Raw genomic sequence first — 22,822 nt, forward strand, 5'->3', positions numbered from 1 at the left:
CTCACCGGACGCGCGGCCCACCCCGATCATGCAGACCACCGACACCAGCCTCACCTGGCTCCTGGAAGGCCTGCTGGAGCGCACCCCCGGCACCCGGCACGCCCTCGTACTCTCGCGCGACGGGCTGAAGCTGTGCTGGACCAGGCATCTCACCCGTGACCAGGCCGATCAGCTGGCCGCCATCTGCTCTGGCATCCAGGCCCTCGCCCAAGGGGCGTCGATCGAGTTCGGCAGCGGCACCGGCGGTGTCCGGCACTCGATGACCGAGTTCCACGGCGGGCTGCTGTTCATCGTCGAGGCAGGCGCCGGCGCACATCTCGCGGTCGTCGCGGCGGACGGCGCCGACCCCGGCCTGGTCGGCCACCGGATGACCGAGCTGGTCGACCAGATCGGCGACCGTCTGCGGGCAGCGCCTCGGCTCCCGGCCCAGGACAGTCCGCGCTCATGACCCGGCGTCCCGTCGACATCGGTGACCCGGAACGGCTCTACACCGTCACCGGCGGACGCAGCCGTGCCGACGACGACTCGTTCGACCTGGTCACGCTGATCGTCAGCGAATGCGAACCGTCGCACGGCTTGCAGTCGGAGCACGTCCGGATCCTCGAGCTGTGCCACGCCCCCACGGCGGTCGTGGAGATCTCGGCCGCGCTGCGGCTGCCCGTGACGGTGGTCCGGATCCTCCTCTGCGACCTGCTGGCCACGGGCCGCGTCACCGCCCGCCATCCGCCGGTCGCCCGTTTCCGGGGCTCGCTGCCCGACTCCGACCTCTTGAAGGAGGTGCTCGATGGACTCCGCAACCTCTGAGCTTCCCGGCTTCACGCCGTTGGGCAGGGATTCGGAGAACGGCCTCAAGATCGTGATCGTGGGCGGCTTCGGTGTCGGCAAGACGACGCTCGTCCGGTCCGTGAGCGAGATCCGCCCGCTGAACACGGAGGAGGTGATGACGCAGGCCGGCGTCGGCATCGACGAGACCGCAGGGGTGGCGACGACGAAAACGACCACTACCGTGGCCTTCGACTTCGGCCGGATCAGCCTCAACGACCGCATGGTCCTCTATCTGTTCGGCGCACCCGGGCAGGAACGCTTCTGGTTCCTGTGGGACAGGCTGTTCGCCGGCACGCTCGGCGCGGTCGTCCTCGTCGACACCCGGCGCATGAGCGACTCCTGGTACGCCATCGACCGACTCGAGCACCGCGGGACTCCGTTCGTCGTCGCCGTCAACCGGTTCGACGACGACCCGTGTGTCTACTCCCTGACCGAGATCCGTCAGGCCCTGGCGCTCGACCCGCACGTCCCGCTGGTCGAGTGCGACGCGCGGATCCGCTCCTCCGGCAAGCACGTCCTGCTCAGCCTCGCCGACCACCTCCATGTACTGGCAACGGCCCGGGAGACGACACCATGAACGACCCCATCGGCACCGCCGCACACGCGCCGCACCCGCCCGGCTGTCCCGCCCACGAGGAGGCGGTACGGCTCAGTGGCCCCGCGTTCCAGCAGGGCCCGTCGGAGCTGTACCGCTTGCTGCGCGGCCGGTACGGCTCCGTCGCGCCGGTCCTGTTGGAAGGTGACGTTCCGGTGTGGCTGGTCCTCGGCTACACCGAGGTCACGTACGTCACCGCGCACGACGAGCTCTTCGCCCGTGACTCGCGGCGCTGGAACCAGTGGGGGGCCGTTCCGGCCGACTGGCCGCTGCTGCCGTTCGTCGGGCATCAGCCGTCCGTGCTCTTCACCGAGGGAACGGAGCACCAGCGGCGCGCCGGGGTGGTCACGGAGGCGCTGGAGGCCGTCGACCAGTTCGAACTCGCCCATTGGTGCCGCGAGATCGCGGAACTGCTGATCAACGCGTTCGCCGGCAGTGGGCAGGCGGAGCTGATGACGGCCTACGCGCATGCCCTTCCGATGCGCGCCGCCGTGCGGATGTGCGGGATGCCGGCCCACGGGGCGGACACCGAGGGCCTTGTGCGGGACCTGCGGATCTCGCTGGACGCCGCGGAGAACGACGACCCGGTCGCCGCGTACGTCCGTGTCCAGGAGCGCATCCGGCGGCTGGTGGAGGACAAGCGCCGCGCGCCCGGGCCCGATGTCACCACCCGGATGCTGGCGCACCCGGCCGGCCTGACGGACGAGGAGGCCGTACAGGACCTGATCGTGGTCATGGCCGCGGCCCAGCAGCCGACGGCCAACTGGATCTGCAACACGCTGCGGCTGCTGCTGACCGACGACCGCTTCGCGCTGAACGTGTCGGGTGGCCGGCTCAGTGTGGGCCAGGCGCTCAACGAGGTGCTGTGGCTGGACACCCCGACCCAGAACGTCATCGGCCGCTGGGCGGTGCGCGACACCACGCTCGGCGGCCGCCGGATCCGTGCCGGCGACTGTCTGGTGCTGGGTCTCGCGGCCGCCAACACCGATCCACGGATCTGGCCGGAGGGGCACATCGGCGCCGAGAACTCGGCACACCTGTCCTTCGGCAACGGCGAGCACCGGTGCCCGTATCCGGCACCGATGCTCGCCGATGTGATCGCCCGTACCGCGGTGGAGACGCTGCTGGAGCGGCTGCCGGACGTCGTCCTCGCCGTGGAGCCGGACGAACTGACCTGGCGGCCGTCGGTCTGGATGCGGGGACTGGACTCGCTGCCGGTGAGCTTCACACCGGTCGTGGCCCTCGCGGAGTACCGGACCGGGAGTCAGCGGTAGAGGGGCGGTCCCCGCCGGGCGACCGCGGTGACGGCCTGCTTCCCGGCCGGCTCACCGCGCGCTTGGCGGAGCGGCGCTGTCGCGGGACTCAGGATCCAGCCACGGCCTGCGCCCCGGTCCGGTCGGGTGCGTGCCCGTGACGCCCATGACCACCGAGTAGAGGCTGGTCTCCGCGGCGATGAAGAGACGGTTGCGCTTGACTCCGCCCCAGGCGATGTTGGCGACCGCCTCGGGGACGTCGAGCCGCCCGATCAGCGTGCCGTCGGGGTCGTAGCAGTGCACTCCGTCGTCCATCGCCGCGGCCCAGAGCCGGCCGGCGTCGTCGAAGCGGAGGTTGTCGAAGCGGGCCTGCCGCCGGGCCCCGGCCTCGGCGAAGATCTCGCCGTCCGACAGCGTGCCGTCATCGCGTACGTCGAAGACCCGGATGCAGCCTGCTTTGGTGTCGGAGACGAACAACTGCCGCTCGTCCGCCGAGAAGACGAGACCGTTCGGGGCGCCGAAGCAGTCGGCGACCAGCCGCACTTCGCCGGAATCGGGATCGACGCGGTAGACGTTGTTGGAGCCGATCTCGCTCTCGGCACGATGGCCCTCGTAATCGCTGGTGATACCGAAGTCCGGGTCGGAGAACCAGATGGAGCCGTCGGACTTCACCGCCGCGTCGTTCGGGCTGTTCAGGCGCTTTCCCTGCCAGCGGTCGGCAAGCACCGTGAGCGTGCCGTCGTGCTCGGTCCGGGTCACCCGGCGGTTGCCCTGCTCACAGGTGACCAGCCTCGCCTGCCGGTCGAGGGTGTTGCCGTTGGTGTGCCCGGCGCTGCGGCGGAAGACGCTGACGGCGCCCGTCTCCTCGTCCCAGCGCAGCATCCGGTCGTTGGGGATGTCGCTCCAGACCACCTGCCGCCAGGCGGGCAGGTAGATCGGCCCCTCGGCCCAGCGGCAGCCTGTGTACAGGACCTCCAGGCGGTCATCACCGTTCATGCAACGACCGGTTCGGAACCGGTCGTCGAACATCTCGTACAGCGCGGGGCGCTCACTGGCCATTCGAATCTTCCCCCTCCGGTACTGAATTCCATTCAGCCTACGAGGAAGATTGCATGATGAGATACGGACACCGCAAGGTTCACTCGAATGGAGAGCTGTGGATCACACCTCCTCCACAGGAGCCAGGCCGGGCGGTGCCCTTCTGTGAGCCGGGGTTCAGCCGGCCGCCGGGGTGAAGCACACGGGCAGGGACCTCGGCCCGCGGGTGAACACGCCCTGCTCACGGGGGACGAAGCCGTCGGCGAGACGCATGTCCGGCATGGCGTCCAGCAGTTGGCCGACCCCGGTCCTGACCTCGGCCCTGGCGAGCAGCGCGCCCACGCAGAAGTGCCGGCCGAGCGCGAAGGCCAGATGGTCGGCGGCCGCGGAGAACGCGGTCGTCGCGGTGAGGTCGTCGCGGAAGATGTCGAAGCGGTCGGGGTCGCGGTACCGCTCGCCGTCGCGGTTGGCCGCGCCGATCAGGCAGGTCACCGTGGCACCGGCCGGGATGGTGCCGCCGCTGACGGTGACCTCCGCAGCGGTCTGCCGCATGATCATATGGACGGGGGGTGTGAAGCGCAGTGTCTCGGCGAGGGCGCGGTCGATGAGGCTCCGGTCCTCGCGCACCGCGGCCAACTGGTCAGGATGGGCCAGCAGGTTGGCGAACATGCCGGCGATGGCCTTGTCGGTGGTCTCGCCGCCTGCCGCGAGCAGCAGGCTGCAGAACGCCTTGATGTCCTCGTCGCTCATCCGTACGCCGTCCACCTCCGCCGCGCAGAGGGTGGAGAGCAGGTCCTCGCCCAGGTTCTCGCGGCGCTCCTGGATGATCGGGATCATGTACTCGGCGAACTCGACGCGGGTCCGCTCGCCGGCCGCGGCGACGTCGGGATCCCTGGCGAGATTTCCGAAGTAGGCGACGACGGAGGTGTACCAGCCGTGGAAGCGGTCGTGGTCCGCCTTGTCCAGCCCCAGCATGTCGGCGATGACGTTGACGGGGAACCGGGTGGCGAAGGAGTCGACGAGATCCACCTCGCCCTTGTGCCGGAAGGCGTCGATCAGCTCACGGGCGTTGCTCTCGATCACCGGCAGGAACTTGTCCCTGAGGTCGCTGCCCCGGAAGGCGGGAGCGACGAGCGCCCTGCGCACGGCGTGCTCACGTCCGCTGAGCTGCACGATCGTCTTTCCGTGGACAGGCTCGAGCTGCCAGTCGTAGTTCTCGGTGGTGAAGACCGACTCCTTGTCCTTGAAGGCGCGCTCCACGTCCTCGTAGCGGGATACCAGATAACTCTCGGTGGGTTCGTGCCAGATCAGCGGGGCGTGCTCGCGCATCAACCGGTAGGCCGGGTACGGGTCGGCGGCGAACTCGGGCGACAGGATGTCCGGGATGTGCTGTGCGGTGGCCATGGGGCTCCCTCGTCAGCAACGGGCAATGCCCGCAAGGCTATTGAGACGCCGACGAGGACGACAGACGGCAAGGCGGCGCGCACGGGTGCGCCCCGTGCGAGTAACCGCGCCCCCTGCCGCATGCCACGGGAGCGGGGGGCTTACGGTGCAGGGAGGCGCGGGACGACCGGTGAGGCACGAGGGAGCAGGCATGACGGAGCGGGCATTGGTTGCGGGCGTGGGCGGCAAGGAGCCCGACGTCGACCCGGAGGCGTTCGCAGCGCCGACGTCGGTCGTCATGGGTGACGTGACCGTCGCCGCGGGGGCGAGTGTCTGGTACCAGACGGTGCTGCGCGGCGACTGCGGGCCGATCGTGATCGGCGCGGGGAGCAACATCCAGGACAACTGCACCGTCCACAGCGACCCCGGCTTTCCCGTCACCGTGGGCGAACGCGTCTCGGTCGGCCACAACGCGATCCTGCACGGCTGCACGGTGGAGGACGACGTCCTCGTCGGCATGGGGGCCACGGTCCTCAACGGAGCGCACATCGGTTCCGGTTCACTGATCGCCGCACAGGCCCTCGTTCCGCAGGGCATGCAGGTGCCGCCCGGCTCCCTGGTGGCCGGGGTGCCCGCGAAGGTGCGGCGTGAGCTGACGCGGGAGGAGCAGGACGGCATCAAGCTCAACGCGGCGGTCTATGTGGACCTGGCCGCCCAGCACCGGGACGCGCACAAGGACTGAGGTCCGGGCCGGGTGGCGGGTCAGTCGGTGACGGGGACGGGCTCCGGCCGGGGCGACGCGGCCGCCGGCTGCTCCGCCGCCGCCTTCTTCGCCCGGCTCGTGAGCACCAGCATCGACGTGACGCCGACCGCCACCGCGAGGACGAGCCCGAGTCACGAGAAGCGCTTGAACCATGCCTCCGCCACGACACCGACCCGCCGGGCAGCCTACCTGGTCACACGGGTGCGTCACGGCGCGCGAAAGGCCGCCCGGTCACCTCAGGGGTGCCGGGCGGCCCGATGTCGGTGCGTGACCGCGCTCAGCTGTTCGGGCGCAGGGTCCAGACGATGTGCATCTCGCCGGTCACGGCGCCGTCGGCGCGCTGGATGGCGACCGTGACGGGGAACTCGGGGCGCTCCCCGGCGTCCAGTTCCTTGACGACGTCGGCGACGGGGCGGCCGAGCGTCGCGGTGGCCGTGAGGACGCCCTTGGCGAGCTTCTTGTAGCTGGTCTCCGCCTTCACCGGGAGCGGCACCGAGCGGCTCAGCTGATCGCCGAACGCGGCCAGGACGACGGCGCCGCTCGCCGACTCGGCGAGGGTGAACATCGCGCCGGCGTGCGGCCCGCCGACGTGGTTGTGGTACTCGGGCTGGTCCGGCAGCCGCAGCACCGCTCGCTCTGCCGTCGTCTCCAGGTACTCGAGGTTGAGGGTCTTGACCATGGGGACGGTGGCGGCGAGCAGTTCGCCGATGGACATCTGGTCTGCGCTCATGCCCGGATGTTACCCACGAGTAGGCCCACTTGGCCATCCCCGTGGGGCCCGGACGTAGAAGAGCCACGGCCGCACCTCTATGGTTACTGGCCATGTGGCCAGGACAGCAGCCGCCCGGGGGCGAGCAGAACCCGCAGGACCAGAACCCGTACCAGCAGCCGGGGTACCAGCAGCCGAATCCGTATCAGCAGCCGGGATACCAGCAACCGGGGTACCAGCAGCCCAACCCGTACCAGCAGCCGACCGTGCCGCAGTACGCCGTGCCCGGCCAGACGCCGGGAGCGCCGCAGCCGGCCGGTGACCAGAAGAAGAAGACGACGATCATCGCGATCGTGGCGGCCACCGCAGTCGTCGCGACCGCCGTCGTGACCGGCATCGTCGTACTGCCGGACGACGGCAAGTCGTCGGGCAAGGGCGGTGACGTCGCCGCCTCGAAGCCGGCCGACCCGAACGCCTCGGACAAGCCGAAGGGCTCCGAAGAGCCCGCCCCGGCGCCGACGGGCAACCCGCGCGGCGGTGAGGCCAAGCCCACGATCGCCGGCTGGAAGGTCGTCACCAACCCCAAGCACGGCACCCAGTTCGACGTGCCGGCGGAGTGGGAGGTCGCGAGCTCCGGCATGGCCACCGGCTTCGAGGACGAGAAGAAGGGCGACGGCTCGGCCGTCGTCATGATGTCCGCGCCCGCCCACTTCAAGAGCAAGTGGTGCCTCTTCGACTCCGACAAGGACGGCAGCGAGGAGGACTACGGGCTGGCCAGCACCGGCACCAAGGGCGGCAAGGGCGCCAAGAGCACCGCGGAGGCCGCCTACAACGAGGCCGGCAACTGGGCCTGGGCCGCCTACGCCCAGACCGAGCCCAAGGGAACCGTCAAGGTGACCAAGGCCGTGGACTACACGACGAAGTCGGGCCTCAAGGGCAGCCTCTCCACCGCCACGGCCAAGGGTGTGAAGAAGGACAACAAGTGCGAGACCGACGGTAAGTCGATCGCGTTCAGCTTCAAGAACACCGAGGGCGACTTCGCGAGCTGGGTGCTGTACTCCAACACCGGCGTGCCGGACGAGGTGCCCGACGCCACGATCCAGCAGATCCTCAGCACCGTACGACTGGCCGGCAGCTCGGGCTGAACCGCTGACCGCCTGCCACCGGCAGAGGCGCGACAAGTCGTTTGGCAAGTCCGGGCGGCACCAGGGATAGTCCTCCGGTGACATCTCCCGCTGCCGCACCACGCCGCACCTCGCGCCGCCCCGAATGGGCGGGCCGCAACTACACACTGCTGACCGCCGCCGCGATCATCACCAACCTGGGAAGCCATGGTGCGCTGATCGCGGCGGCGTTCGCGGTGCTGCAGGCGGGCGGCGACGGCGGGGACGTCGGTCTGGTGGCCGCCGCCCGCACACTCCCGCTGGTGCTGTTCCTGCTCATCGGCGGCGCGATCGCCGACCGGCTGCCGAGGCACCGGGTGATGGTCGCCGCCAACGCCCTCAACTGCGTCTCGCAGGCACTGTTCGCCTTCGTCGTACTGTCCGGCGAACCGCAGCTGTGGCAGATGATGCTGCTGACCGCGCTCTGCGGCACCGGCCAGGCGTTCTTCAACCCCGCCGCAGAGGGCATGCTGATGTCCAGCGTCAGCGGCGACCAGGCGAGCCGGGCCTTCGCCCTGTTCCGGATGGCCATGCACGGCGCGGCCATCGGCGGGGCCGCACTCGGCGGCGCGATGATCGCCGCGATCGGACCGGGCTGGGTCCTCGCCGTGGACGCGGCGGCCTTCGCGGTCGCGGGCGCGCTGCGGGCGTTCCTGGACGTGAGCCACATCAGGCCCCGGGAAGCGGGCGGCGGGCTGCTCGCCGATCTGCGCGACGGCTGGAAGGAGTTCGTCGCCAGGCCGTGGCTGTGGGCGATCGTGGCCCAGTTCTCGGTGGTCGTCGCCGTCGTGGGAGCGGCCGAATCCGTCTACGGCCCCCTGGTCGCCAGGGACGAACTCGGCGGCGCGGCGCCCTGGGGTGTGGCGCTCGCGGCGTTCGGTGTGGGCACGCTCGGCGGGGCGCTGCTGATGATGCGGTGGAAACCGCGGCGGCTGCTGCTCGCCGGGACGCTGTGCGTCTTCCCGCTCGCGGCGCCGTCCGCGGCCCTCGCGGTGCCCCTCCAGGTGGAGGGCCTCGCGGTGGTGATGTTCGTCAGCGGCGTGGCGATCGAGGTGTTCGGTGTGGCCTGGATGACGGCGCTGCACCAGGAGATCCCCGAGGACATGCTCTCCCGGGTCTCCGCCTACGACTGGTTCGGCTCGGTCGCGATGCTGCCGCTCGCCACGGCGCTCGCCGGCCCGGCGGAATCCCTGTTCGGGCGGCGGGCGTCCCTGCTGGGGTGCGCGGCGCTGGTGGTGGTCGTGACGGCGGCGGTGCTGTTCGTGCCGGACGTACGGAACCTGAGGCGGCGCGGGGCGACGGTCGCGGGGGGCGGGCCTTCGGCGCCGCTGCCGGCGGCGCCGAAGGAAGCGGCGGGGCAGGCGTAGGGGCGGGCGCGTGACGCCTGCGGCGGGCTTGTCCCCTACCCGCCCCTTCCCGTGACCGGGGGCTCCTCCCCCGGACCCCGCGCCTCAATCTCCCCCTACGGCCTGGCGGCCGTGGGAGGTGCCTCCAGCGAGGCTGATTTCGCGGAGCGAAATCCAGCCCGCCCGGCGCTTGAGGGCACGGCCGAAGGCCGTACGGGGTCCGGGGCTTGCCCGCCACGCGGCGGAGCCGCACATCGGTACAGCGGGAAGGGGCAGGGTGGGGAACACGCCCCGCGCAGCGGCCCGTCACCCCACCGTGAACGCTCCGTCCGGCGGCTCCGGCGACCGTACCGCCGTCGCGTCGCCCACCGGCCCCGCGCCACCCCGCAGCCGCACCAGCGCCGCCCCCTGCTCGACCCGCGCCGGGAACGCGTCGGACGCCGTCCGCCGCGCCAGCGGCCCCGTGTCGATCGGCGACTGCGAGGCGAGCAGCACCGCGTTGCCGAAGCGGCGCCCCCGCAGCACGGACGGTTCCGCGATCAGGGCGAGCTCGGCGAAGACCTCCCCGAAGGTGGCCAGTTGGGAGCGGAGGAAGGTGAACGGCGCGCCGTCGGCGAGGTTGGCGGCGTAAACGCCACCCGGCCGGAGCACCCTCTCCGCGGCCCTCGCGTACTCGACCGTGGTCAGGTGCGCCGGGACCCGTGAGCCGCCGAAGACGTCCGCGACCACCATGTCCACGGAGTCCGCCGCCGCGTCCTCGACCCACTGCCGCGCGTCGTCCCGGTGGACGGTGATGCCCGACCCGTCGGGCAGCGGCAGATGCTCGGCGACGAGGGCGACGAGCCCGGCGTCGTACTCGATCACGTCCTGACGGGAGCCGGGCCGTGTCGCGGCGATGTAGCGCGGCAGCGTCAGGGCACCGCCGCCGAGGTGCAGCACGGAGAGCGGCGTGCCCTCGTCGGCCGCGCAGTCGACGACGTGGGCGAGCCGGCGCACGTACTCGAACTCGAGGTGCGTGGGGTCGTCCAGGTCGACGTACGACTGCGGGGCGCCGTCGACGGTCAGCAGCCAGGCCCGCTCATGGTCCACGTCGGGCATGAGCTTGGCGGTGCCGCCGTCGACGGCGCGCAGGACGGGGATCGGCTCGTTCACCGGGCCATTGTCCCCGTCCCGCCCCCCGTCTCAGAGCACGGTCGTCACCGTGCCCGCGCCGACCGTGCGGCCGCCCTCGCGGATCGCGAAGCCGAGCCCCGGCTCGAGCGGGACGTCCCGGCCGAGCTCGACGGTCAGCGCGACCGTCTCGCCGGGCCGTGCCACGCCCGTCCCGCCGAGGTCGATGTCGCCGACGACGTCCGCGGTGCGGATGTAGAACTGCGGCCGGTAGCCGGTGGAGACCGGTGTGCTCCGGCCGCCCTCACGGGCGGACAGCACGTACACCTGCGCGGTGAAGCGCCGGCTCGGCACGACGCTGCCGGGCGCGGCGACGACGTGGCCCCGCCGGACCCGGTCACGCTGGAGGCCGCGCAGCAGCAGTGCCACGTTGTCCCCCGCCTCCGCCGACTCCATCGGCTTGCCGAAGGTCTCCAGTCCTGTCACCACGCTCTCGGTGTCCGCGCCGAGCACCTGCACGCGGTCGCCGACCCGTACGGTGCCCCGCTCGACGGCCCCGGTGACGACGGTTCCGCGCCCCGTGATGGTGAGCACGTTCTCCACGGGCAGCAGGAACGGCGCGTCGGTGTACCTGACGGGCATCGGCACATAGGTGTCGACGGCGTCGAGCAGTGCCTCCACGGCGGCCGTCCAGCGCGGGTCGCCCTCGAGCGCCCGCAGCCCCGAGACGCGCACCACCGGCGCCGCGTCACCGCCGTACCCGTGGGCGGTCAGCAGCTCCCGGACCTCCAGCTCGACGAGGTCGGTGAGCTCGTCGTCGCCCGCGTCGGCCTTGTTGATGGCGACGACGATGTGGTCGACGCCCACCTGGCGGGCGAGCAGGACGTGCTCCGCGGTCTGCGGCATGACGCCGTCGAGCGCGGAGACGACGAGGATCGCCCCGTCCAGCTGGGCGGCGCCGGTGACCATGTTCTTGACGTAGTCGGCGTGGCCCGGCATGTCCACGTGGGCGTAGTGGCGGGTGTCGGTCTCGTACTCGACGTGCGCGATGTTGATCGTGATGCCGCGCGCGGCCTCCTCGGGCGCCCGGTCGATCCTGTCGAACGGCACGAACGTGCCGCTCCCCCGCTCGCTGAGGACTTTGGTGATGGCGGCGGTCAGGGTGGTCTTGCCGTGGTCGACGTGGCCCATGGTGCCGATGTTGAGGTGCGGCTTGGTCCGCACGTATGCCGTCTTGGGCATGGCGCGATGGTTCCTTCCCGGAACTCGAAGTGTGGGACCCCTGGGCCTGGCCGACCCTCCCCCTGCGGGGTCCGCCGGACGATCCGGGAAGGGTCAGCTTCGGGCGCCGTCGAGGGGCGCTGCGGCAGCATCGGCCGCGGGGAGAACGGCAGCCTTCGGCGCGTCCGCGTCTGCGGACGGCGCTGCGAGGAAGGCGTACCGGAACATGAGTGAATGATCGCCCGGTGCGGGTGCGACCGTCGAACGGTTTTCCCGGCACGGCGGTTCGCGCGCGACGGCCCGGCGGGAGGACCGGTCAGAGCGCCCGCCACGAGCGGTCAAGCGCGCCTGTCACCGGCGCCCGTCACAGGTGCTTGAGCGCCTCTCGGACGGACAGCGGCGACAGGCGGTCCCCGGCGCCGTCGACGAACTGCCGTACGGCGTCGGGGTCGGTCCGGGCGTACTCGCGCAGTGCCCAGCCGATCGCCTTGCGGACGAAGAAGTCCGGGTGGCCGGCGCGGCGGTGGCAGTGGTCGAACAGCCTGCCGCTGTCCGTCGCGGCCCGGTAGCGCAGTTGGTGCAGGAGCGCCGTGCGCACCACCCACATGTCCTCGTCGTCGATCCATTCGTCCATCACTGCCCCGAGCGCCGGATCGGCGGCCACCAGGGGCCCGACGACATGGGCGGCGAGCGCGTCGACGGTGTCCCACCAGGGCACGGTGGTGACGAGCCGGCGTGCCACGGGCAGGAAGCCGGAGGAGCAGCGGTCGGCGTGGCGGCGGAGATAGTCGGCGGCGAAGTAGTGGTACTCCCGCTCCGGCAGGGACCAGCAGCGCAGCGCGACAGCCGTGCAGTCCGCCTCGTCCGGGCGGGGCGTGCCGGCGAGCACCGTGCGGGACAGGTTCCTTCGTTCCGGGGCGGGGATGCCGAGGAACGGAGCGACGCCCTTCATGTACGCGGCGGCCTTGGCGGCGCGGTCGGCGTCCCCCGCGGCCGGGTACGCGACGACGAGCCGGGCCATGACGGTGTCGGCGAGATCGCTGCGCGGTACGACGTGCGTCATACGGCACACAATAAGGCGATCACGGGCGGCTGTCGGTTAGTCTCCCCGGATGTTCGACCCCGTCCCCCGGCCGGCATCCGGTCTCGCCTTCCGCTGTTCCAGGGCCCTGTTCTCGCCCTGGTCGCGGCTGTCCCTCCTCGCGGTGGTGCTGGCCTCCGCGGCGGTGACGGTCCTGCTCTACGAGCCGCAGCGGCTGCTCTCGGCCGGCTGGCCGCCGCAGGTGGGTGGGCCGGCGGCCGTGGTGCTGTTCGGCGTCGGGTACGGGGTGTGCACGGCGGCGTTCGTGCCGCGGCCGATCCTCAACCTGGCGGCGGGGGCGCTGTTCGGCTCGCAGGCCGGGCTCCCGGCTGCGCTCGCAGGCACGGTGCTGGGGGCCGGAATCGCCTTCACGCTCGGCCGGTTGCTCGGTCAGGAGGCGCTCCGGCCGCTGCTGCGTGGCCGCTGGCTGAAGGCCGCCGACGGTCAGCTCAGCCGGCACGGTTTCCGTTCGATGCTGGCGATCCGGTTGTTCCCGGGTGTGCCGTTCGCCGCCGCCAACTACTGCGCTGCCGTGTCCCGCATGGGCTATCTGCCCTTCCTTCTCGCGACCGGTCTGGGCTCGATCCCCAACACGGCGGCGTACGTCGTCGCCGGCAGCCGGGCGGGCTCGCCGACATCTCCCGCCTTCCTGATCGCGATGGGCTTCATCGTGGTGACGGGCGTGGCCGCGGCCGCGGTCGCCTGGACCAAGCGCCACCGCCTGCGCGGCAGCGAAGGCCGAGGCTCCGAAGTCCGCGGCACCGAAGGCCGAGTCGCCGAAGGCCGAGTCGCCGGCCGCTGAGGCACGCGCGCCGGGACCACCGTCCGCCGGCCCGCCGCCGGCGTCTTCGGACCCGCGTATGAGGCGCGGGCGTGTGCGTCTCCCGCCTCCGCGGCGGGGGCTGCGGCAAGCGCTTCATTTTGGGGCGCTACGCTGCCACCCGGCGCCGGCCCGATGACGTACGTGAGTCGTGTCTCACGGGTCATGTGCCTTCGCGCGCGCCTGACAGACCGTGATCAGCTCTTGGGTGGCATAGCTTTCATGTCTTGGTTCGAATCATTCATCCTCGGGCTCGTCCAGGGGCTGACGGAGTTTCTTCCCATCTCCTCCAGCGCGCATCTCCGGCTCACCGCCGCGTTCGCCGGCTGGCACGACCCGGGGGCCGCGTTCACCGCGATCACCCAGATCGGCACGGAGACGGCCGTCCTCATCTACTTCCGCAAGGACATCGCGAGGATCGTGTCCGCGTGGTTCCGCTCGCTCACCGACAAGGCGATGCGCAGCGACCACGACGCGCAGATGGGCTGGCTCGTGATCGTCGGCTCCATCCCGATCGGTGTGCTCGGCGTCACGCTGAAGGACCAGATCGAGGGCCCGTTCCGTGATCTGCGGCTCATCGCCACGACCCTCATCGTGATGGGCATCGTCCTCGGCTTCGCGGACCGGCTCGCCGCCCGCGACGAGGCGGGTGGCCGGCACCGGGTGGTCAAGGAGCGCAAGACGCTGAAGGATTTGAGCGTCCGTGACGGTCTGATCTACGGCGTCTGCCAGGCGATGGCGCTGATCCCGGGCGTCTCCCGCTCCGGCGCCACCATCAGCGGCGGTCTGCTGATGGGCTACACCCGTGAGGCAGCGGCCCGTTACTCGTTCCTGCTGGCGATCCCCGCCGTGCTCGCGTCCGGGCTGTTCGAGCTGAAGGACGCGGGCGAGGGCGGCCATGTGTCGTGGGGGCCGACCGTCTTCGCGACGATCATCGCCTTCGGTGTGGGCTACGCGGTGATCGCCTGGTTCATGAAATTCATCACTACGAAGAGCTTCATGCCGTTCGTGATCTACCGGATTCTGCTCGGAATCCTGCTGTACATCCTGGTGGGGACGGATGTGCTGAGCCCGCACGCGGGTGAGTCGGGGGGCTGAGCGAGCCGTCAGTGGGGGAGACGGGTGCGGGGCCGAGGCCGTAACCTGGCAAACATGTCCGCCTTTCCCCGCGAGTCCGAATCCGAAACCTTGTTGTCCGCATCCGAGCTGAACGCACGGATCCGAGAGCTGTGGGCCGACGGCGCACTCCCCGAGGACCGGCGTCCGGAGTACGAGGCACTGGTGGTGGAGTGGGCCGCTGCGGCACGCGAGGACGTACAGCGCGCCGCCTAGCGAACAGCGGGCGGCAGCGGCGGCCCGTGAGGCCGCTGCCCGGTCACGCCGCCCGAGGCCGGGCAGCGCCCCTCCCCCGCTCGGCTAGCCTGAGTGCACGATGAACCGTCTGACCACGCCATGGGGCGCGTACGAGCTCGCCCGCTTCCCCGAGGACCCGCGCGACACGCTCCGCGCCTGGGACGCCGCCGACGAGTACCTGCTGCGCCATCTGCACGGCATCGACGACGCCGCACCGACGGACCTGTCCGGCACGGTGGCCGTCGTCGGCGACCGGTGGGGCGCCCTGGTCACCTCCCTCGCGGCCCACGGGACCGGGGAGATCGTCCAGATCACCGATTCGTTCCTGGGCCAGGAGGCGACCCGCGGCAATCTGCGCCGAGCCGGCGTCGAGCCGGGCACGGTGAGGCTCCTCACCGCGCGGGACGAACCGCCGGAGCACATCGACGTGCTCCTGATCCGCGTGCCGAAGAGCCTCGCGCTGCTCGAGGACCAGCTGCACCGGCTGGCCCCGTCCGTGGACGCGGACACCGTCGTCGTCGGCACCGGCATGGTCACGGAGATCCACACGTCCACGCTGAAGCTGTTCGAGCGCGTCCTCGGGCCGACCAGGACGTCACTCGCGGCGAAGAAGGCCCGGCTGATCTTCTGCAGCCCCGACCCGGCCCTCCCCCGGCTCCCGAGCCCGTGGCCGCTGCGGTACGCCCTGCCGTCCGACACCGGCGTCCTCGCCGGCCTCACCGTCACCAACCACGCGGGCATCTTCTGCGCGGAACGCCTCGACATCGGCACCCGCTTCTTCCTGCGCCACCTGCCGCGGGGCCATGGCCTGGCGCGGGTCGTGGACCTGGGCTGCGGCAACGGCGTGGTCGGCACGGCGGCCGCGCTGGCCGACCCCGACGCGGAGGTGACGTTCGTCGACGAGTCGTACTCCGCGGTGGCCTCCGCGGAGGCCACCTTCCACGACAACGTGCCGTCCGGCAAAGCGGAGTTCCTGGTCGGCGACGGGCTGTCCGCCTTCGCGGACGCGTCGGTGGACCTGGTCCTGAACAATCCGCCGTTCCACTCGCACCGGGCGACGACCGACACGGCGGCACGGCGGATGTTCGCCGACGCGCGCCGGGCGCTGCGTCCCGGTGGTGAGCTCTGGGTCGTCGGCAACCGGCACCTCGGCTACCACGTGCGGCTGCGGCGGCTGTTCGGCAACTGCGAAGTGGTCGCCGGCGACCCCAAGTTCGTCGTGCTCAAGGCAGTACGGCGCTGATCCTCAGCGGGCCGCTCCGGCCTGTGCCTCCTGCCAACGGCTGTACGGGACACGGGAGATCTCGCGCACACCGCCGAGCGTGCCCCACTCGTCCTTGCCGAGCCGGGTCAGCGGCGCGAGCCTGGTCACCTCCGGGTGCCCCTCCGCCATGACCTCCTCGCTGACCGCGGCGTGCACCACCCTGCCGAAGACGACGGTCGAGTCGCCGAGCCGCAGCGTGCTGTGGAGTTCGCACTCGAGAGCCACGGGAGACGCAGCGACCCGCGGCGGCTTCACCCGCAGGCCGGGCTCCCTGGCGACGCCGACGGCGTCGAACTCGCTGATCCCGCGGGGGAAGTCCGTCGCCGTGGCGTTGATCTGCTCGAACATGGCCTCCGGCGCGAAGTTGACCACGAACTCCCCGGTCTCCTCGATGTTGCGCAACGAGTCCTTGCGTCCGACCGAGGTGAACTGGACGACCGGCGGTGCCACGCACGAGATCGTGAAGAACGAGTGCGGGGCGAGATTGTCGGTGCCCTCCGCGGAGGTGGTGGACACCCAGGCGATGGGGCGCGGCACGACGGTTGCCGTCATCAGCCGGTAGAAGGCGTCGCGGTCGCAGCGGGCGGGATCGAAGTCGATGCGCATGGGTGGAGTATGGCCGGTCGCCGACGCCGTGCGGGTGACGGGTGTGCACACCTCTTGGCCTGGCAGGCCGCCTGGCCGACACTGACCCGATGACACAGCGCGTGGATCTCGCGACCGTGATGGACAGGCTTGCCGTCGACGATGTCGTCACGGACTACGCGGTGGCCGTCGACGACGGCGACTGGGAGGCCTACCGTGCGCTGTTCACGGGCGACGGGCGGGCGGACTACCGCGGTTCCGGCGGTATCGAGGGGCCGGCGGCCGAGGTCGCCGAGTGGCTGGCGCGTGCGATGCGGCTCTTTCCCGTCCGCCAGCACCTCATCGTGAACCGGCGGGTGACTGTCCAGGACCTGGGCGGGTATCCGGGTGACCGGGCCGAGGTGCACGCCGACTACCTCAATCCGATGCGGACGGAATCGGGTGACGAGTTCGTGTCGGGCGGTCGCTACGGGTTCGTTCTGACCCGCGAGGAAGCCGGCTGGCGGCTGCGGTCCGTGGTGATCGAGGAGAAGTGGCGGCGCGGCGGCGGGCAGCCCGGCGACGCCTGACGCTACAAAGGACGCGCGCCCGGCGGCACAGGGCGGGGAAACCCGGCGGGCTGACGCGACGGAGACGCGGAGCCGGCCGAAGCCGCGCCACGGCGCGTCCTCGGTGGCGCCTGGGGCGGGTGAGGCGCACTGTTCGCCGGCGCCGATCTTCGCGCACACTGGTGGTGGAACGGCTCGTGGCCCCTCGAGGCCGGACGAGGAGGCGCTGCATGCGGATTCCGGTCGGCAGGCGGGACAGGACGCGGCACGACGGGCGGCACGAGCGGTTTCTTCGTTCGCGGGGGTCGCGCGGCGGCGTCGCGTTCGTGACCGGTGCACTGCCCGCGCTCGCCTTTCCGGAACCGTCGCTGTGGTGGCTCGCCTATATCGCCCTGGTCCCGTGGATGCTGCTGCTGCGCACCGCGCCCACCGCCCGCCGTGCGGCGTTCGAGGGCTGGCTCGGCGGTGCCGGTTTCATGATCGCCATGCATCACTGGCTGCTGCCGAGCCTGCATGTCTTCCTGCTGGTGCTGGCCGCGCTGCTGGGGCTGTTGTGTGCGCCGTGGGGGGTGCTCGTGCGGGTCATGCTCGGCGGGACGCCCTCGACGGCCCGTGCGGCGGTGGCCGTCGGCGCCGTCCCCGCGGGCTGGCTCATGATCGAACTGGTCCGTTCCTGGGAGGGGCTCGGCGGCCCGTGGGGCCTGCTGGGCGCGAGTCAGTGGGAGGTGACGCCGGCTCTGCGGCTCGCCTCGGTCGGCGGTGTCTGGCTGGTGAGCCTGCTGGTGCTGGCCGTCAACACGGTGGTCGTGCTCCTCGTGGCGGTCGAGAGCGCCCGGAGGGCCGCTGTGGCGGCGGTCGTCCTCTGCGCGACCGGCGTGACCCTGGTGTGGGCGTGGGCGCCCCAGCCGCGTGAATCGGGCCGGGTGCGGATCGCGGTGGTCCAGCCGGGCGTCGTCGGCGGCATGCTCAGCGCAGAGCGGCGTTTCGACCGCGGCGAGGAGCTGACGCGCGAACTGAAGGGCCGCGATCCCGATCTGGTGGTCTGGGGCGAGAGCAGCGTCGGCGCGGACCTGCGGGCGCGGCCCGACCTGGCGGAGCGCCTGGCCGCCCTGTCCGCCGAGGTCGGCGCGCCGGTGCTGGTCAATGTGGACGCACGGAGCGAGGACGCCTCGGGTGCGCCGGGGATCTACAAGAGTTCGGTGCTCGTCGGCCCGGACGGCCCGACCGGGGACCGGTACGACAAGATGCGGCTCGTCCCGTTCGGCGAGTACATCCCGGCCAGGTCGGTGCTCGGCTGGGCCACGTCGGTGGGCCGGGCGGCGGGCGAGGACCGGCTGCGCGGGCGCGCCCCGGTGGTGATGACGCTGCCGGGTGACGGCACTCGGGCGCCCGGTCTGCGGCTCGGGCCGCTGGTCTGCTTCGAGTCGGCGTTCCCGGACATGAGCCGACGGCTGACACGGGACGGCGCACAGGTGCTGGTGGCCCAGTCGGCGACGTCGTCGTTCCAGGAGAGCTGGGCCCCGGAGCAGCACGCGTCGCTGGCGGCGCTGCGCGCGGCGGAGAGCGGCCGGCCGATGGTGCACGCCACGCTCACCGGCGTGAGCGCGGTGTACGCGGCGGGCGGCGACCGCGTCGGAGCACCGCTCTCGACGGAGAGCACCACCGCGGCGGTCTACGAGGTGCCGTTGGCCTCCGGCAGCACGCTGTACGTCAGGTTCGGCGACTGGCCGGTGTACGCGTCGGTGGCGCTGCTCGCCGTGCTGGGCGCCGTCGGCGGTGTGCGTGCCCTCAGGCGGCCTGCTCCAGTGCCAGGCGGACCACACGCTCGCACAGCTCGTGAGTCCTCAGCGCGTCCTGTGCGCTGAGGACCTTCCCCGCGCGTACGGAGTCGAGGAAGGCGTGCACGACCTGCTCGATGCCGCGCTGGCGGGCCACCGGCACCCAGTCGCCCCGCCGCCGGACGCTGGGCTGGCCCTTGTGGTCGACGATCTCGGCGAGGTTGCGGACCTCGCGCTTGGAGTCCTGCCCCGAGACCTCGAGGATCTCCTCCGTCGAGCCGCTCATCCGGTTCATGACGCCGATGGCGGTGAATCCGTCCCCGGACAGCTGGAGCACGACGTGGTGCATCAGCCCGTCGACGATCCGTGCGCGTACGTCGGTGTGCTCGACGGTTCCCGGAAGGAGGAAGCGCAGGGTGTCGACGACATGGATGAAGTCGTCGAGGACGAGGGTGCGCGGGTCCTCCGGGAGGCCTACGCGGTTCTTCTGCATCAGGATCAGTTCGCGCGGGTGCTCGAGGCACTGCGCGTAGCCGGGGGCGAACCTGCGGTTGAAGCCGACGGCGAGGCTCGTGCCGCGCTCCTCCGCCAGCGCCACCAGTCGCTCGGAGTCGGCCAGTTCGTAGGCGAGCGGCTTGTCGACGTAGGTCGCCACGCCGGCCTCGAGCAGCTGGGTGACGATCTCGGCGTGGGCGGAGGTCGACGCGTGGACGAAGGCCGCGTCCAGTCCCTGTGAGAGGAGGGAGTCCAGGTCGGTGTGGCACCGCTCGGCGGGGATGTGGTGGGTCTCCGCGGTCCGGGTCAGGGTGGCCGGCGTGCGGGTCTGCAGGTGCAGTTCGACCCCGGGCAGGGTCGTGAGCACCGGCAGGTACGCCTTCCGCGCGATGTCGCCGAGCCCGATGCAGCCGACCTTCACGGGGTTCCCCCTCACATGCCCGGCCGGCTCACGGCCGTTCCGGTTGTTCTTCGTGCGCGCCTGGCTCTCGATGCGCGTCCTGTGCTCCGGCAGCATACGTGCGCCCTGGTGGCTGCCAGTCGGCGATCCCGTCGAAGGTCCGCAGCACCAGGCCGGGGCCGAGGCGGGACACCGTGGACATGAGGGCGTCGCGGACGGCGACCGCGGGTGCGCTGCTCAGCGACATCAGCCGGGCGACCTGTGCCGACTTGCGGACGATCGCCGCGGTGCGCGGCAGGCGCTCCGCGCTGTAGGCGGCGAGCCCGGCGCCGAGGTCGAGGCCGGTGGCCGTGTTGTGGGCGAGGACGATCGCGTCCTCGATGGCCTGGTTGCCGCCCTGACCGAGCGTCGGGGCCATGGCGTGCGCGGCGTCGCCGAGGAGCACGGTGCGGCCGCGGTGGTAGGCCGGCAGCGGCCGGATCATGTGGTGGACGTCGTTGCGGAGCACGCTCTGTGGTGCGGCGGCGGCGATGACGCCGGGGACGGGGTCGTGCCAGTCGCCGAACCTGCGCAGCAGTTCGGCCTTCTCGCCGTCGGCCGCCTTGCCTCCCCGCGGGGCGATGGCGGCCGCGTAGGCGTAGATCCGGCCGTCCTTGAGGGGCTGGGTGCCCCACAGGGAGCCGGGGCCCCAGGTCTCGTGCGGCTCGAAGGGCTGCTCCGGCGCGGGTACGACCACGCGCCAGGTGGTCATCCCGGAGAAGGCGGGCCCCGGATGGGCGGGGAAGAGGGCGCGGCGCACGCCGGAGTGGATGCCGTCGGCGCCGATGACGAGGTCCGCCTCGATGTCGCCGTCGGGGGTCCTCACCCGGGCCGGGCGGCCGCCGGCAATCCCCGCGTCGGCCAGGTCGCCGGGGCAGCCGGTGCGGACGGTGCCCTCGGGCAGTCTGCGGGCGATCCGGTCGATCAGGGTGGCGCGGTGGACGAGCACGAGGGGTCCGCCGAACCGTTCCGCGGCGGCGGCGCTGTCGATGCGGGACAGCCAGCGGCCGGCGGGGGTCCGCATGCCGCCGGAGCCCTGCCAGGCGGCCAGGCCACGGATCTCGTCACCGAGTCCGATGACGTCCAGTGCGCGCTGGGAGTTGGGGGCGAGTCCGATGCCCGCGCCGACGGGCTCGAGGGACGCGGCCCTTTCCAGGACGGTGACCTGCCAGCCGTGCTGCCGCAGGGCGACGGCCGCGGTGAGGCCGCCGATCCCGCTGCCGACGACGACTGCGTGAGCGGCTTTACGCGGTACGGGCATGGCTGCTCCTCCACTCGATTACTACACCTGTAGTGACGTGGCCAACGCTACTACATCTGTAGTTCCAGCGGTAGATTGATCGCATGGCCGCACGCACCGCCCCGCCCGGCGCCCCTCGGGCAGAACTCATCGCCGACACCGCGCTCGCCCTCCTCGCCGAGCGCGGGATGCGCGGGCTCACCCACCGTGCCGTGGACGAGGCGGCGGGCCTGCCGCAGGGCTCGACCTCCAACCACGCCCGCACCCGCCAGGCCCTGCTCGAGGCGGCGGTACGCAGGCTGGCGGACCGCGAGGCGGCCGTCCTCACCGTGGCGGAGATGCCGCCCGCACGGGGCGGCAGGGGCGACCTGCTGGACGCCATGGCGCTCGCCCTGCACCGCTATCTGACCGACCACCCCGAACTGCTCGTCGCCCGCTACGAACTGGCCCTGGAGGCCACCCGGCGCCCGGAGCTGCGCGAGTTCTACGACCGGACGGGCAGCCGCTTCCGCGCCCCGCTCAACGCACTGATGGCCGAGGCGGGTTCGCCCGAGCCCGAACGTCACGCACTGTCCCTCGTCGCATGGTGCGAGGGGCTGATGTTCGCCTGCGCCGTCGGCTCCTACCACGCGGCGGTACCGAGCCTGGAAGAACTGCGAAAGGGTTTCCAGGAGCTGTTGCGCGGCCTGCTCGGCACACAAGCCGGACAAAGCGAATAACTCCTGGCACCACGGCGGGTGGTGACGCAGGATGATCGCCATGACCACTGATACACGTACCGAGCCGTCCACCACCGCCGGCGAACGCGCCATGCTGGAAGGCTTCTTGGACTACCATCGCGAGACCCTGATCATGAAGTGCGCCGGTCTTGACGACGCACAGCTGCGAACGGCCTCACTGGCGCCCTCGGAGCTCACCCTGCTGGGGCTCGTACGCCACCTCGCCGAGGTCGAGCGCTACTGGTTCCGCGAGATCATGGACGACGAGGACCTGCCCGACCTGTACTCCACGGAGGAGGACCGGGACGGGGACTTCCATGTCACCGAAGAGGACACCTGGGCCGAGGCGCACACGACCTGGCTCACCCAGGTCGCCGACGCCCGCAAGGTCACCGAAGCGCATGAACTCGACGACCTGTCCGTGTCCCGCAGCCGCGGCGGCGAGGCGTTCAGCCTGCGCTGGATCCTCACCCACATGATCGAGGAGTACGCGCGCCACAACGGCCACGCCGATCTGCTGCGCGAGCACATCGACGGCGCCACGGGCGAGTGACCGGGCGGGGACGGCAGGCGGCTCAGCCGGCCCCCAGGGTGCGCTCCAGGCGCTCGATGGCCGCGCGCACCCCGCGACCGTAACCGTCGTCGCTCAGGGCGTCCGTGGACGCGCGTGCCCGGTCCAGATGGGCGCGCGCCTCCTCGGGGCGGTGCAGCTTGACGTAGTCCGCCGCCAGATTCAGATGGAGCGAGGGATACAGCGCCCGCACCGCGAGGGTCTGGTGCCGGGCGAGCCGTTCGTCGCTCAGCCCGTCGGCCGCCGACAGGGCGCGCAGATCCCAGGCCAGTTCGTCCGCCGGGTCGTCCTGGACGTCCGCCATGCAGTGGGCGAGGGTGCAGCGGTGCAGGGCGTCCCCCTCCTCGCCGATCTCCGACCACAGCAGCGCGAAGCGATTACGCGCCTCCTCGCGGTCGCCCCCGTGCAACAGCATCATCGCCTGCCCGATCCGGGTCATGACGATGTCCTGCGACGCCTCCTGCTGCTCCATCACTGTGGCCTCCTCGTCCGCGGCGAAGTGCTGCTTGAGGACACCGACGCT

General features: G+C 71.6%; 25 protein-coding genes and 1 pseudogene. 15 read left to right on the forward strand and 11 right to left on the reverse strand.

Annotation, left to right across the window (positions count from 1 at the left end; all coding sequences use genetic code 11):
• Positions 1-28: 28 nt before the first annotated feature.
• The 4 genes from ACIPJI_RS27675 to ACIPJI_RS27690 are packed head-to-tail and all read left to right on the forward strand — an operon-like array spanning position 29 to position 2,694.
• Entirely contained in the window at positions 29-448 is a 420-nt protein-coding gene (locus tag ACIPJI_RS27675; RefSeq protein ID WP_307705209.1) for a roadblock/LC7 domain-containing protein, read from the forward strand.
• The gene (locus ACIPJI_RS27680; protein ID WP_307705210.1) at positions 445-804 is read left to right on the forward strand and encodes a DUF742 domain-containing protein; all 360 of its coding nucleotides are present in this window, start codon (positions 445-447) and stop codon (positions 802-804) included. The genes ACIPJI_RS27675 and ACIPJI_RS27680 overlap by 4 nt, the downstream gene beginning before the upstream one ends.
• On the forward strand, positions 785-1,402 hold the full coding sequence (locus ACIPJI_RS27685; RefSeq protein WP_402249492.1) for a GTP-binding protein: 618 nt from the start codon (positions 785-787) through the stop codon (positions 1,400-1,402). The genes ACIPJI_RS27680 and ACIPJI_RS27685 overlap by 20 nt, the downstream gene beginning before the upstream one ends.
• Positions 1,399-2,694, forward strand: coding sequence for a cytochrome P450 (locus ACIPJI_RS27690; protein ID WP_402249494.1), 1,296 nt, complete (start codon positions 1,399-1,401; stop codon positions 2,692-2,694). The genes ACIPJI_RS27685 and ACIPJI_RS27690 overlap by 4 nt, the downstream gene beginning before the upstream one ends.
• Positions 2,695-2,745: 51 nt before the next feature.
• On the opposite strand, the gene ACIPJI_RS27695 is transcribed toward ACIPJI_RS27690, so the two are convergent.
• Both ACIPJI_RS27695 and ACIPJI_RS27700 read right to left on the reverse strand, forming a co-directional pair.
• Positions 2,746-3,732 (reverse strand): SMP-30/gluconolactonase/LRE family protein, encoded by a 987-nt coding sequence (locus ACIPJI_RS27695; protein WP_402249496.1) that lies wholly within the window; start codon positions 3,730-3,732, stop codon positions 2,746-2,748.
• A gap of 156 nt (positions 3,733-3,888) precedes the next feature.
• Positions 3,889-5,115, reverse strand: coding sequence for a cytochrome P450 (locus ACIPJI_RS27700; RefSeq protein WP_402249498.1), 1,227 nt, complete (start codon positions 5,113-5,115; stop codon positions 3,889-3,891).
• A 190-nt stretch (positions 5,116-5,305) separates the two neighbouring features.
• Here ACIPJI_RS27700 and ACIPJI_RS27705 point away from each other — a divergent pair, with 190 nt between their 5' ends.
• Positions 5,306-5,836, forward strand: coding sequence for a gamma carbonic anhydrase family protein (locus ACIPJI_RS27705; RefSeq protein ID WP_402249500.1), 531 nt, complete (start codon positions 5,306-5,308; stop codon positions 5,834-5,836).
• Positions 5,837-5,856: 20 nt separating this feature from the next.
• Here the strand turns inward: ACIPJI_RS27705 and ACIPJI_RS27710 are convergent.
• Positions 5,857-6,030 (reverse strand): annotated as a pseudogene (locus tag ACIPJI_RS27710) (DedA family protein); the annotation flags it as partial.
• Between the two features lie 104 nt (positions 6,031-6,134).
• Positions 6,135-6,587, reverse strand: a complete 453-nt coding sequence (locus ACIPJI_RS27715; protein ID WP_189470077.1) for a DUF4442 domain-containing protein — start codon at positions 6,585-6,587, stop codon at positions 6,135-6,137.
• A gap of 92 nt (positions 6,588-6,679) precedes the next feature.
• Here ACIPJI_RS27715 and ACIPJI_RS27720 point away from each other — a divergent pair, with 92 nt between their 5' ends.
• Complete coding sequence (locus ACIPJI_RS27720; protein WP_356620285.1) at positions 6,680-7,711, forward strand: hypothetical protein; 1,032 nt, start codon at positions 6,680-6,682, stop codon at positions 7,709-7,711.
• 77 nt (positions 7,712-7,788) lie between these two features.
• Positions 7,789-9,096 (forward strand): MFS transporter, encoded by a 1,308-nt coding sequence (locus ACIPJI_RS27725; RefSeq protein WP_402249502.1) that lies wholly within the window; start codon positions 7,789-7,791, stop codon positions 9,094-9,096.
• A 285-nt stretch (positions 9,097-9,381) separates the two neighbouring features.
• Here ACIPJI_RS27725 and ACIPJI_RS27730 read toward each other — a convergent pair whose 3' ends face one another.
• From ACIPJI_RS27730 to ACIPJI_RS27740, 3 genes are all read right to left on the reverse strand, one after another.
• Positions 9,382-10,227 carry a fused MFS/spermidine synthase gene (locus ACIPJI_RS27730; RefSeq protein WP_356620281.1) on the reverse strand — a complete coding sequence of 282 codons (846 nt, stop codon included), beginning with the start codon at positions 10,225-10,227 and terminating at the stop codon, positions 9,382-9,384.
• 30 nt (positions 10,228-10,257) lie between these two features.
• The gene (gene tuf / locus ACIPJI_RS27735; protein WP_356620279.1) at positions 10,258-11,427 is read right to left on the reverse strand and encodes an elongation factor Tu; all 1,170 of its coding nucleotides are present in this window, start codon (positions 11,425-11,427) and stop codon (positions 10,258-10,260) included.
• Between the two features lie 343 nt (positions 11,428-11,770).
• Complete coding sequence (locus tag ACIPJI_RS27740; protein ID WP_402249504.1) at positions 11,771-12,469, reverse strand: DNA alkylation repair protein; 699 nt, start codon at positions 12,467-12,469, stop codon at positions 11,771-11,773.
• A 49-nt stretch (positions 12,470-12,518) separates the two neighbouring features.
• Here ACIPJI_RS27740 and ACIPJI_RS27745 point away from each other — a divergent pair, with 49 nt between their 5' ends.
• The 4 genes from ACIPJI_RS27745 (at position 12,519) to ACIPJI_RS27760 (ending at position 15,903) form a co-directional block, all read left to right on the forward strand.
• Positions 12,519-13,289 carry a TVP38/TMEM64 family protein gene (locus tag ACIPJI_RS27745; RefSeq protein WP_402249506.1) on the forward strand — a complete coding sequence of 257 codons (771 nt, stop codon included), beginning with the start codon at positions 12,519-12,521 and terminating at the stop codon, positions 13,287-13,289.
• A 240-nt stretch (positions 13,290-13,529) separates the two neighbouring features.
• Positions 13,530-14,405 (forward strand): undecaprenyl-diphosphate phosphatase, encoded by an 876-nt coding sequence (locus ACIPJI_RS27750; protein WP_356620273.1) that lies wholly within the window; start codon positions 13,530-13,532, stop codon positions 14,403-14,405.
• A gap of 54 nt (positions 14,406-14,459) precedes the next feature.
• Positions 14,460-14,639 (forward strand): hypothetical protein, encoded by a 180-nt coding sequence (locus ACIPJI_RS27755; protein WP_005320253.1) that lies wholly within the window; start codon positions 14,460-14,462, stop codon positions 14,637-14,639.
• A 100-nt stretch (positions 14,640-14,739) separates the two neighbouring features.
• The gene (locus ACIPJI_RS27760) at positions 14,740-15,903 is read left to right on the forward strand and encodes a methyltransferase (RefSeq protein ID WP_402249508.1); all 1,164 of its coding nucleotides are present in this window, start codon (positions 14,740-14,742) and stop codon (positions 15,901-15,903) included.
• Positions 15,904-15,906: 3 nt separating this feature from the next.
• On the opposite strand, the gene ACIPJI_RS27765 is transcribed toward ACIPJI_RS27760, so the two are convergent.
• Entirely contained in the window at positions 15,907-16,530 is a 624-nt protein-coding gene (locus ACIPJI_RS27765; protein ID WP_402249510.1) for a flavin reductase family protein, read from the reverse strand.
• Between the two features lie 89 nt (positions 16,531-16,619).
• Here ACIPJI_RS27765 and ACIPJI_RS27770 point away from each other — a divergent pair, with 89 nt between their 5' ends.
• Together ACIPJI_RS27770 and lnt are read left to right on the forward strand one after the other, a co-directional pair.
• Complete coding sequence (locus ACIPJI_RS27770; RefSeq protein ID WP_356620266.1) at positions 16,620-17,078, forward strand: nuclear transport factor 2 family protein; 459 nt, start codon at positions 16,620-16,622, stop codon at positions 17,076-17,078.
• A 209-nt stretch (positions 17,079-17,287) separates the two neighbouring features.
• Positions 17,288-18,922, forward strand: a complete 1,635-nt coding sequence (lnt, locus tag ACIPJI_RS27775; RefSeq protein ID WP_402249512.1) for an apolipoprotein N-acyltransferase — start codon at positions 17,288-17,290, stop codon at positions 18,920-18,922.
• Here lnt and ACIPJI_RS27780 read toward each other — a convergent pair.
• Together ACIPJI_RS27780 and ACIPJI_RS27785 are read right to left on the reverse strand one after the other, a co-directional pair.
• A complete protein-coding gene (locus tag ACIPJI_RS27780) occupies positions 18,846-19,751 on the reverse strand; it encodes a Gfo/Idh/MocA family oxidoreductase (RefSeq protein WP_356620262.1) in 906 nt (301 codons plus the stop codon). The two genes, lnt and ACIPJI_RS27780, sit on opposite strands and share 77 nt — an antisense overlap.
• Positions 19,752-19,779: 28 nt before the next feature.
• Positions 19,780-21,030 (reverse strand): FAD-dependent monooxygenase, encoded by a 1,251-nt coding sequence (locus tag ACIPJI_RS27785; protein WP_402249514.1) that lies wholly within the window; start codon positions 21,028-21,030, stop codon positions 19,780-19,782.
• Positions 21,031-21,113: 83 nt separating this feature from the next.
• On the opposite strand from ACIPJI_RS27785, the gene ACIPJI_RS27790 reads away from it, so the two are divergent.
• Together ACIPJI_RS27790 and ACIPJI_RS27795 are read left to right on the forward strand one after the other, a co-directional pair.
• Positions 21,114-21,728 carry a TetR/AcrR family transcriptional regulator gene (locus ACIPJI_RS27790; protein ID WP_402249516.1) on the forward strand — a complete coding sequence of 205 codons (615 nt, stop codon included), beginning with the start codon at positions 21,114-21,116 and terminating at the stop codon, positions 21,726-21,728.
• Between the two features lie 31 nt (positions 21,729-21,759).
• On the forward strand, positions 21,760-22,281 hold the full coding sequence (locus ACIPJI_RS27795; RefSeq protein WP_373465250.1) for a DinB family protein: 522 nt from the start codon (positions 21,760-21,762) through the stop codon (positions 22,279-22,281).
• Between the two features lie 22 nt (positions 22,282-22,303).
• Here ACIPJI_RS27795 and ACIPJI_RS27800 read toward each other — a convergent pair whose 3' ends face one another.
• Positions 22,304-22,774, reverse strand: a complete 471-nt coding sequence (locus ACIPJI_RS27800) for a hypothetical protein (protein WP_307705232.1) — start codon at positions 22,772-22,774, stop codon at positions 22,304-22,306.
• Positions 22,775-22,822: the final 48 nt, after the last annotated feature.

The organism is Streptomyces sp. NPDC086835 (assembly GCF_044745705.1).
Classification (GTDB): domain Bacteria; phylum Actinomycetota; class Actinomycetes; order Streptomycetales; family Streptomycetaceae; genus Streptomyces.

Bases quoted from the DNA above. Each gene is read 5' to 3' on its own strand.
- ACIPJI_RS27705 (WP_402249500.1), top strand. From the start codon at position 5,306: ATGACGGAGCGGGCATTGGTTGCGGGCGTGGGCGGCAAGGAGCCCGAC.
- ACIPJI_RS27795 (WP_373465250.1), top strand. From the start codon at position 21,760: ATGATCGCCATGACCACTGATACACGTACCGAGCCGTCCACCACCGCC.
- ACIPJI_RS27700 (WP_402249498.1), bottom strand. From the start codon at position 5,115: ATGGCCACCGCACAGCACATCCCGGACATCCTGTCGCCCGAGTTCGCC.
- ACIPJI_RS27685 (WP_402249492.1), top strand. From the start codon at position 785: ATGGACTCCGCAACCTCTGAGCTTCCCGGCTTCACGCCGTTGGGCAGG.
- ACIPJI_RS27680 (WP_307705210.1), top strand. From the start codon at position 445: ATGACCCGGCGTCCCGTCGACATCGGTGACCCGGAACGGCTCTACACC.
- ACIPJI_RS27790 (WP_402249516.1), top strand. From the start codon at position 21,114: ATGGCCGCACGCACCGCCCCGCCCGGCGCCCCTCGGGCAGAACTCATC.
- ACIPJI_RS27755 (WP_005320253.1), top strand. From the start codon at position 14,460: ATGTCCGCCTTTCCCCGCGAGTCCGAATCCGAAACCTTGTTGTCCGCA.
- ACIPJI_RS27715 (WP_189470077.1), bottom strand. From the start codon at position 6,587: ATGAGCGCAGACCAGATGTCCATCGGCGAACTGCTCGCCGCCACCGTC.
- ACIPJI_RS27740 (WP_402249504.1), bottom strand. From the start codon at position 12,469: ATGACGCACGTCGTACCGCGCAGCGATCTCGCCGACACCGTCATGGCC.
- ACIPJI_RS27690 (WP_402249494.1), top strand. From the start codon at position 1,399: ATGAACGACCCCATCGGCACCGCCGCACACGCGCCGCACCCGCCCGGC.
- lnt (WP_402249512.1), top strand. From the start codon at position 17,288: ATGCGGATTCCGGTCGGCAGGCGGGACAGGACGCGGCACGACGGGCGG.
- ACIPJI_RS27745 (WP_402249506.1), top strand. From the start codon at position 12,519: ATGTTCGACCCCGTCCCCCGGCCGGCATCCGGTCTCGCCTTCCGCTGT.
- ACIPJI_RS27675 (WP_307705209.1), top strand. From the start codon at position 29: ATGCAGACCACCGACACCAGCCTCACCTGGCTCCTGGAAGGCCTGCTG.
- ACIPJI_RS27770 (WP_356620266.1), top strand. From the start codon at position 16,620: ATGACACAGCGCGTGGATCTCGCGACCGTGATGGACAGGCTTGCCGTC.
- ACIPJI_RS27695 (WP_402249496.1), bottom strand. From the start codon at position 3,732: ATGGCCAGTGAGCGCCCCGCGCTGTACGAGATGTTCGACGACCGGTTC.
- ACIPJI_RS27765 (WP_402249510.1), bottom strand. From the start codon at position 16,530: ATGCGCATCGACTTCGATCCCGCCCGCTGCGACCGCGACGCCTTCTAC.
- ACIPJI_RS27785 (WP_402249514.1), bottom strand. From the start codon at position 21,030: ATGCCCGTACCGCGTAAAGCCGCTCACGCAGTCGTCGTCGGCAGCGGG.
- ACIPJI_RS27720 (WP_356620285.1), top strand. From the start codon at position 6,680: ATGTGGCCAGGACAGCAGCCGCCCGGGGGCGAGCAGAACCCGCAGGAC.
- ACIPJI_RS27760 (WP_402249508.1), top strand. From the start codon at position 14,740: ATGAACCGTCTGACCACGCCATGGGGCGCGTACGAGCTCGCCCGCTTC.
- tuf (WP_356620279.1), bottom strand. From the start codon at position 11,427: ATGCCCAAGACGGCATACGTGCGGACCAAGCCGCACCTCAACATCGGC.
- ACIPJI_RS27750 (WP_356620273.1), top strand. From the start codon at position 13,530: ATGTCTTGGTTCGAATCATTCATCCTCGGGCTCGTCCAGGGGCTGACG.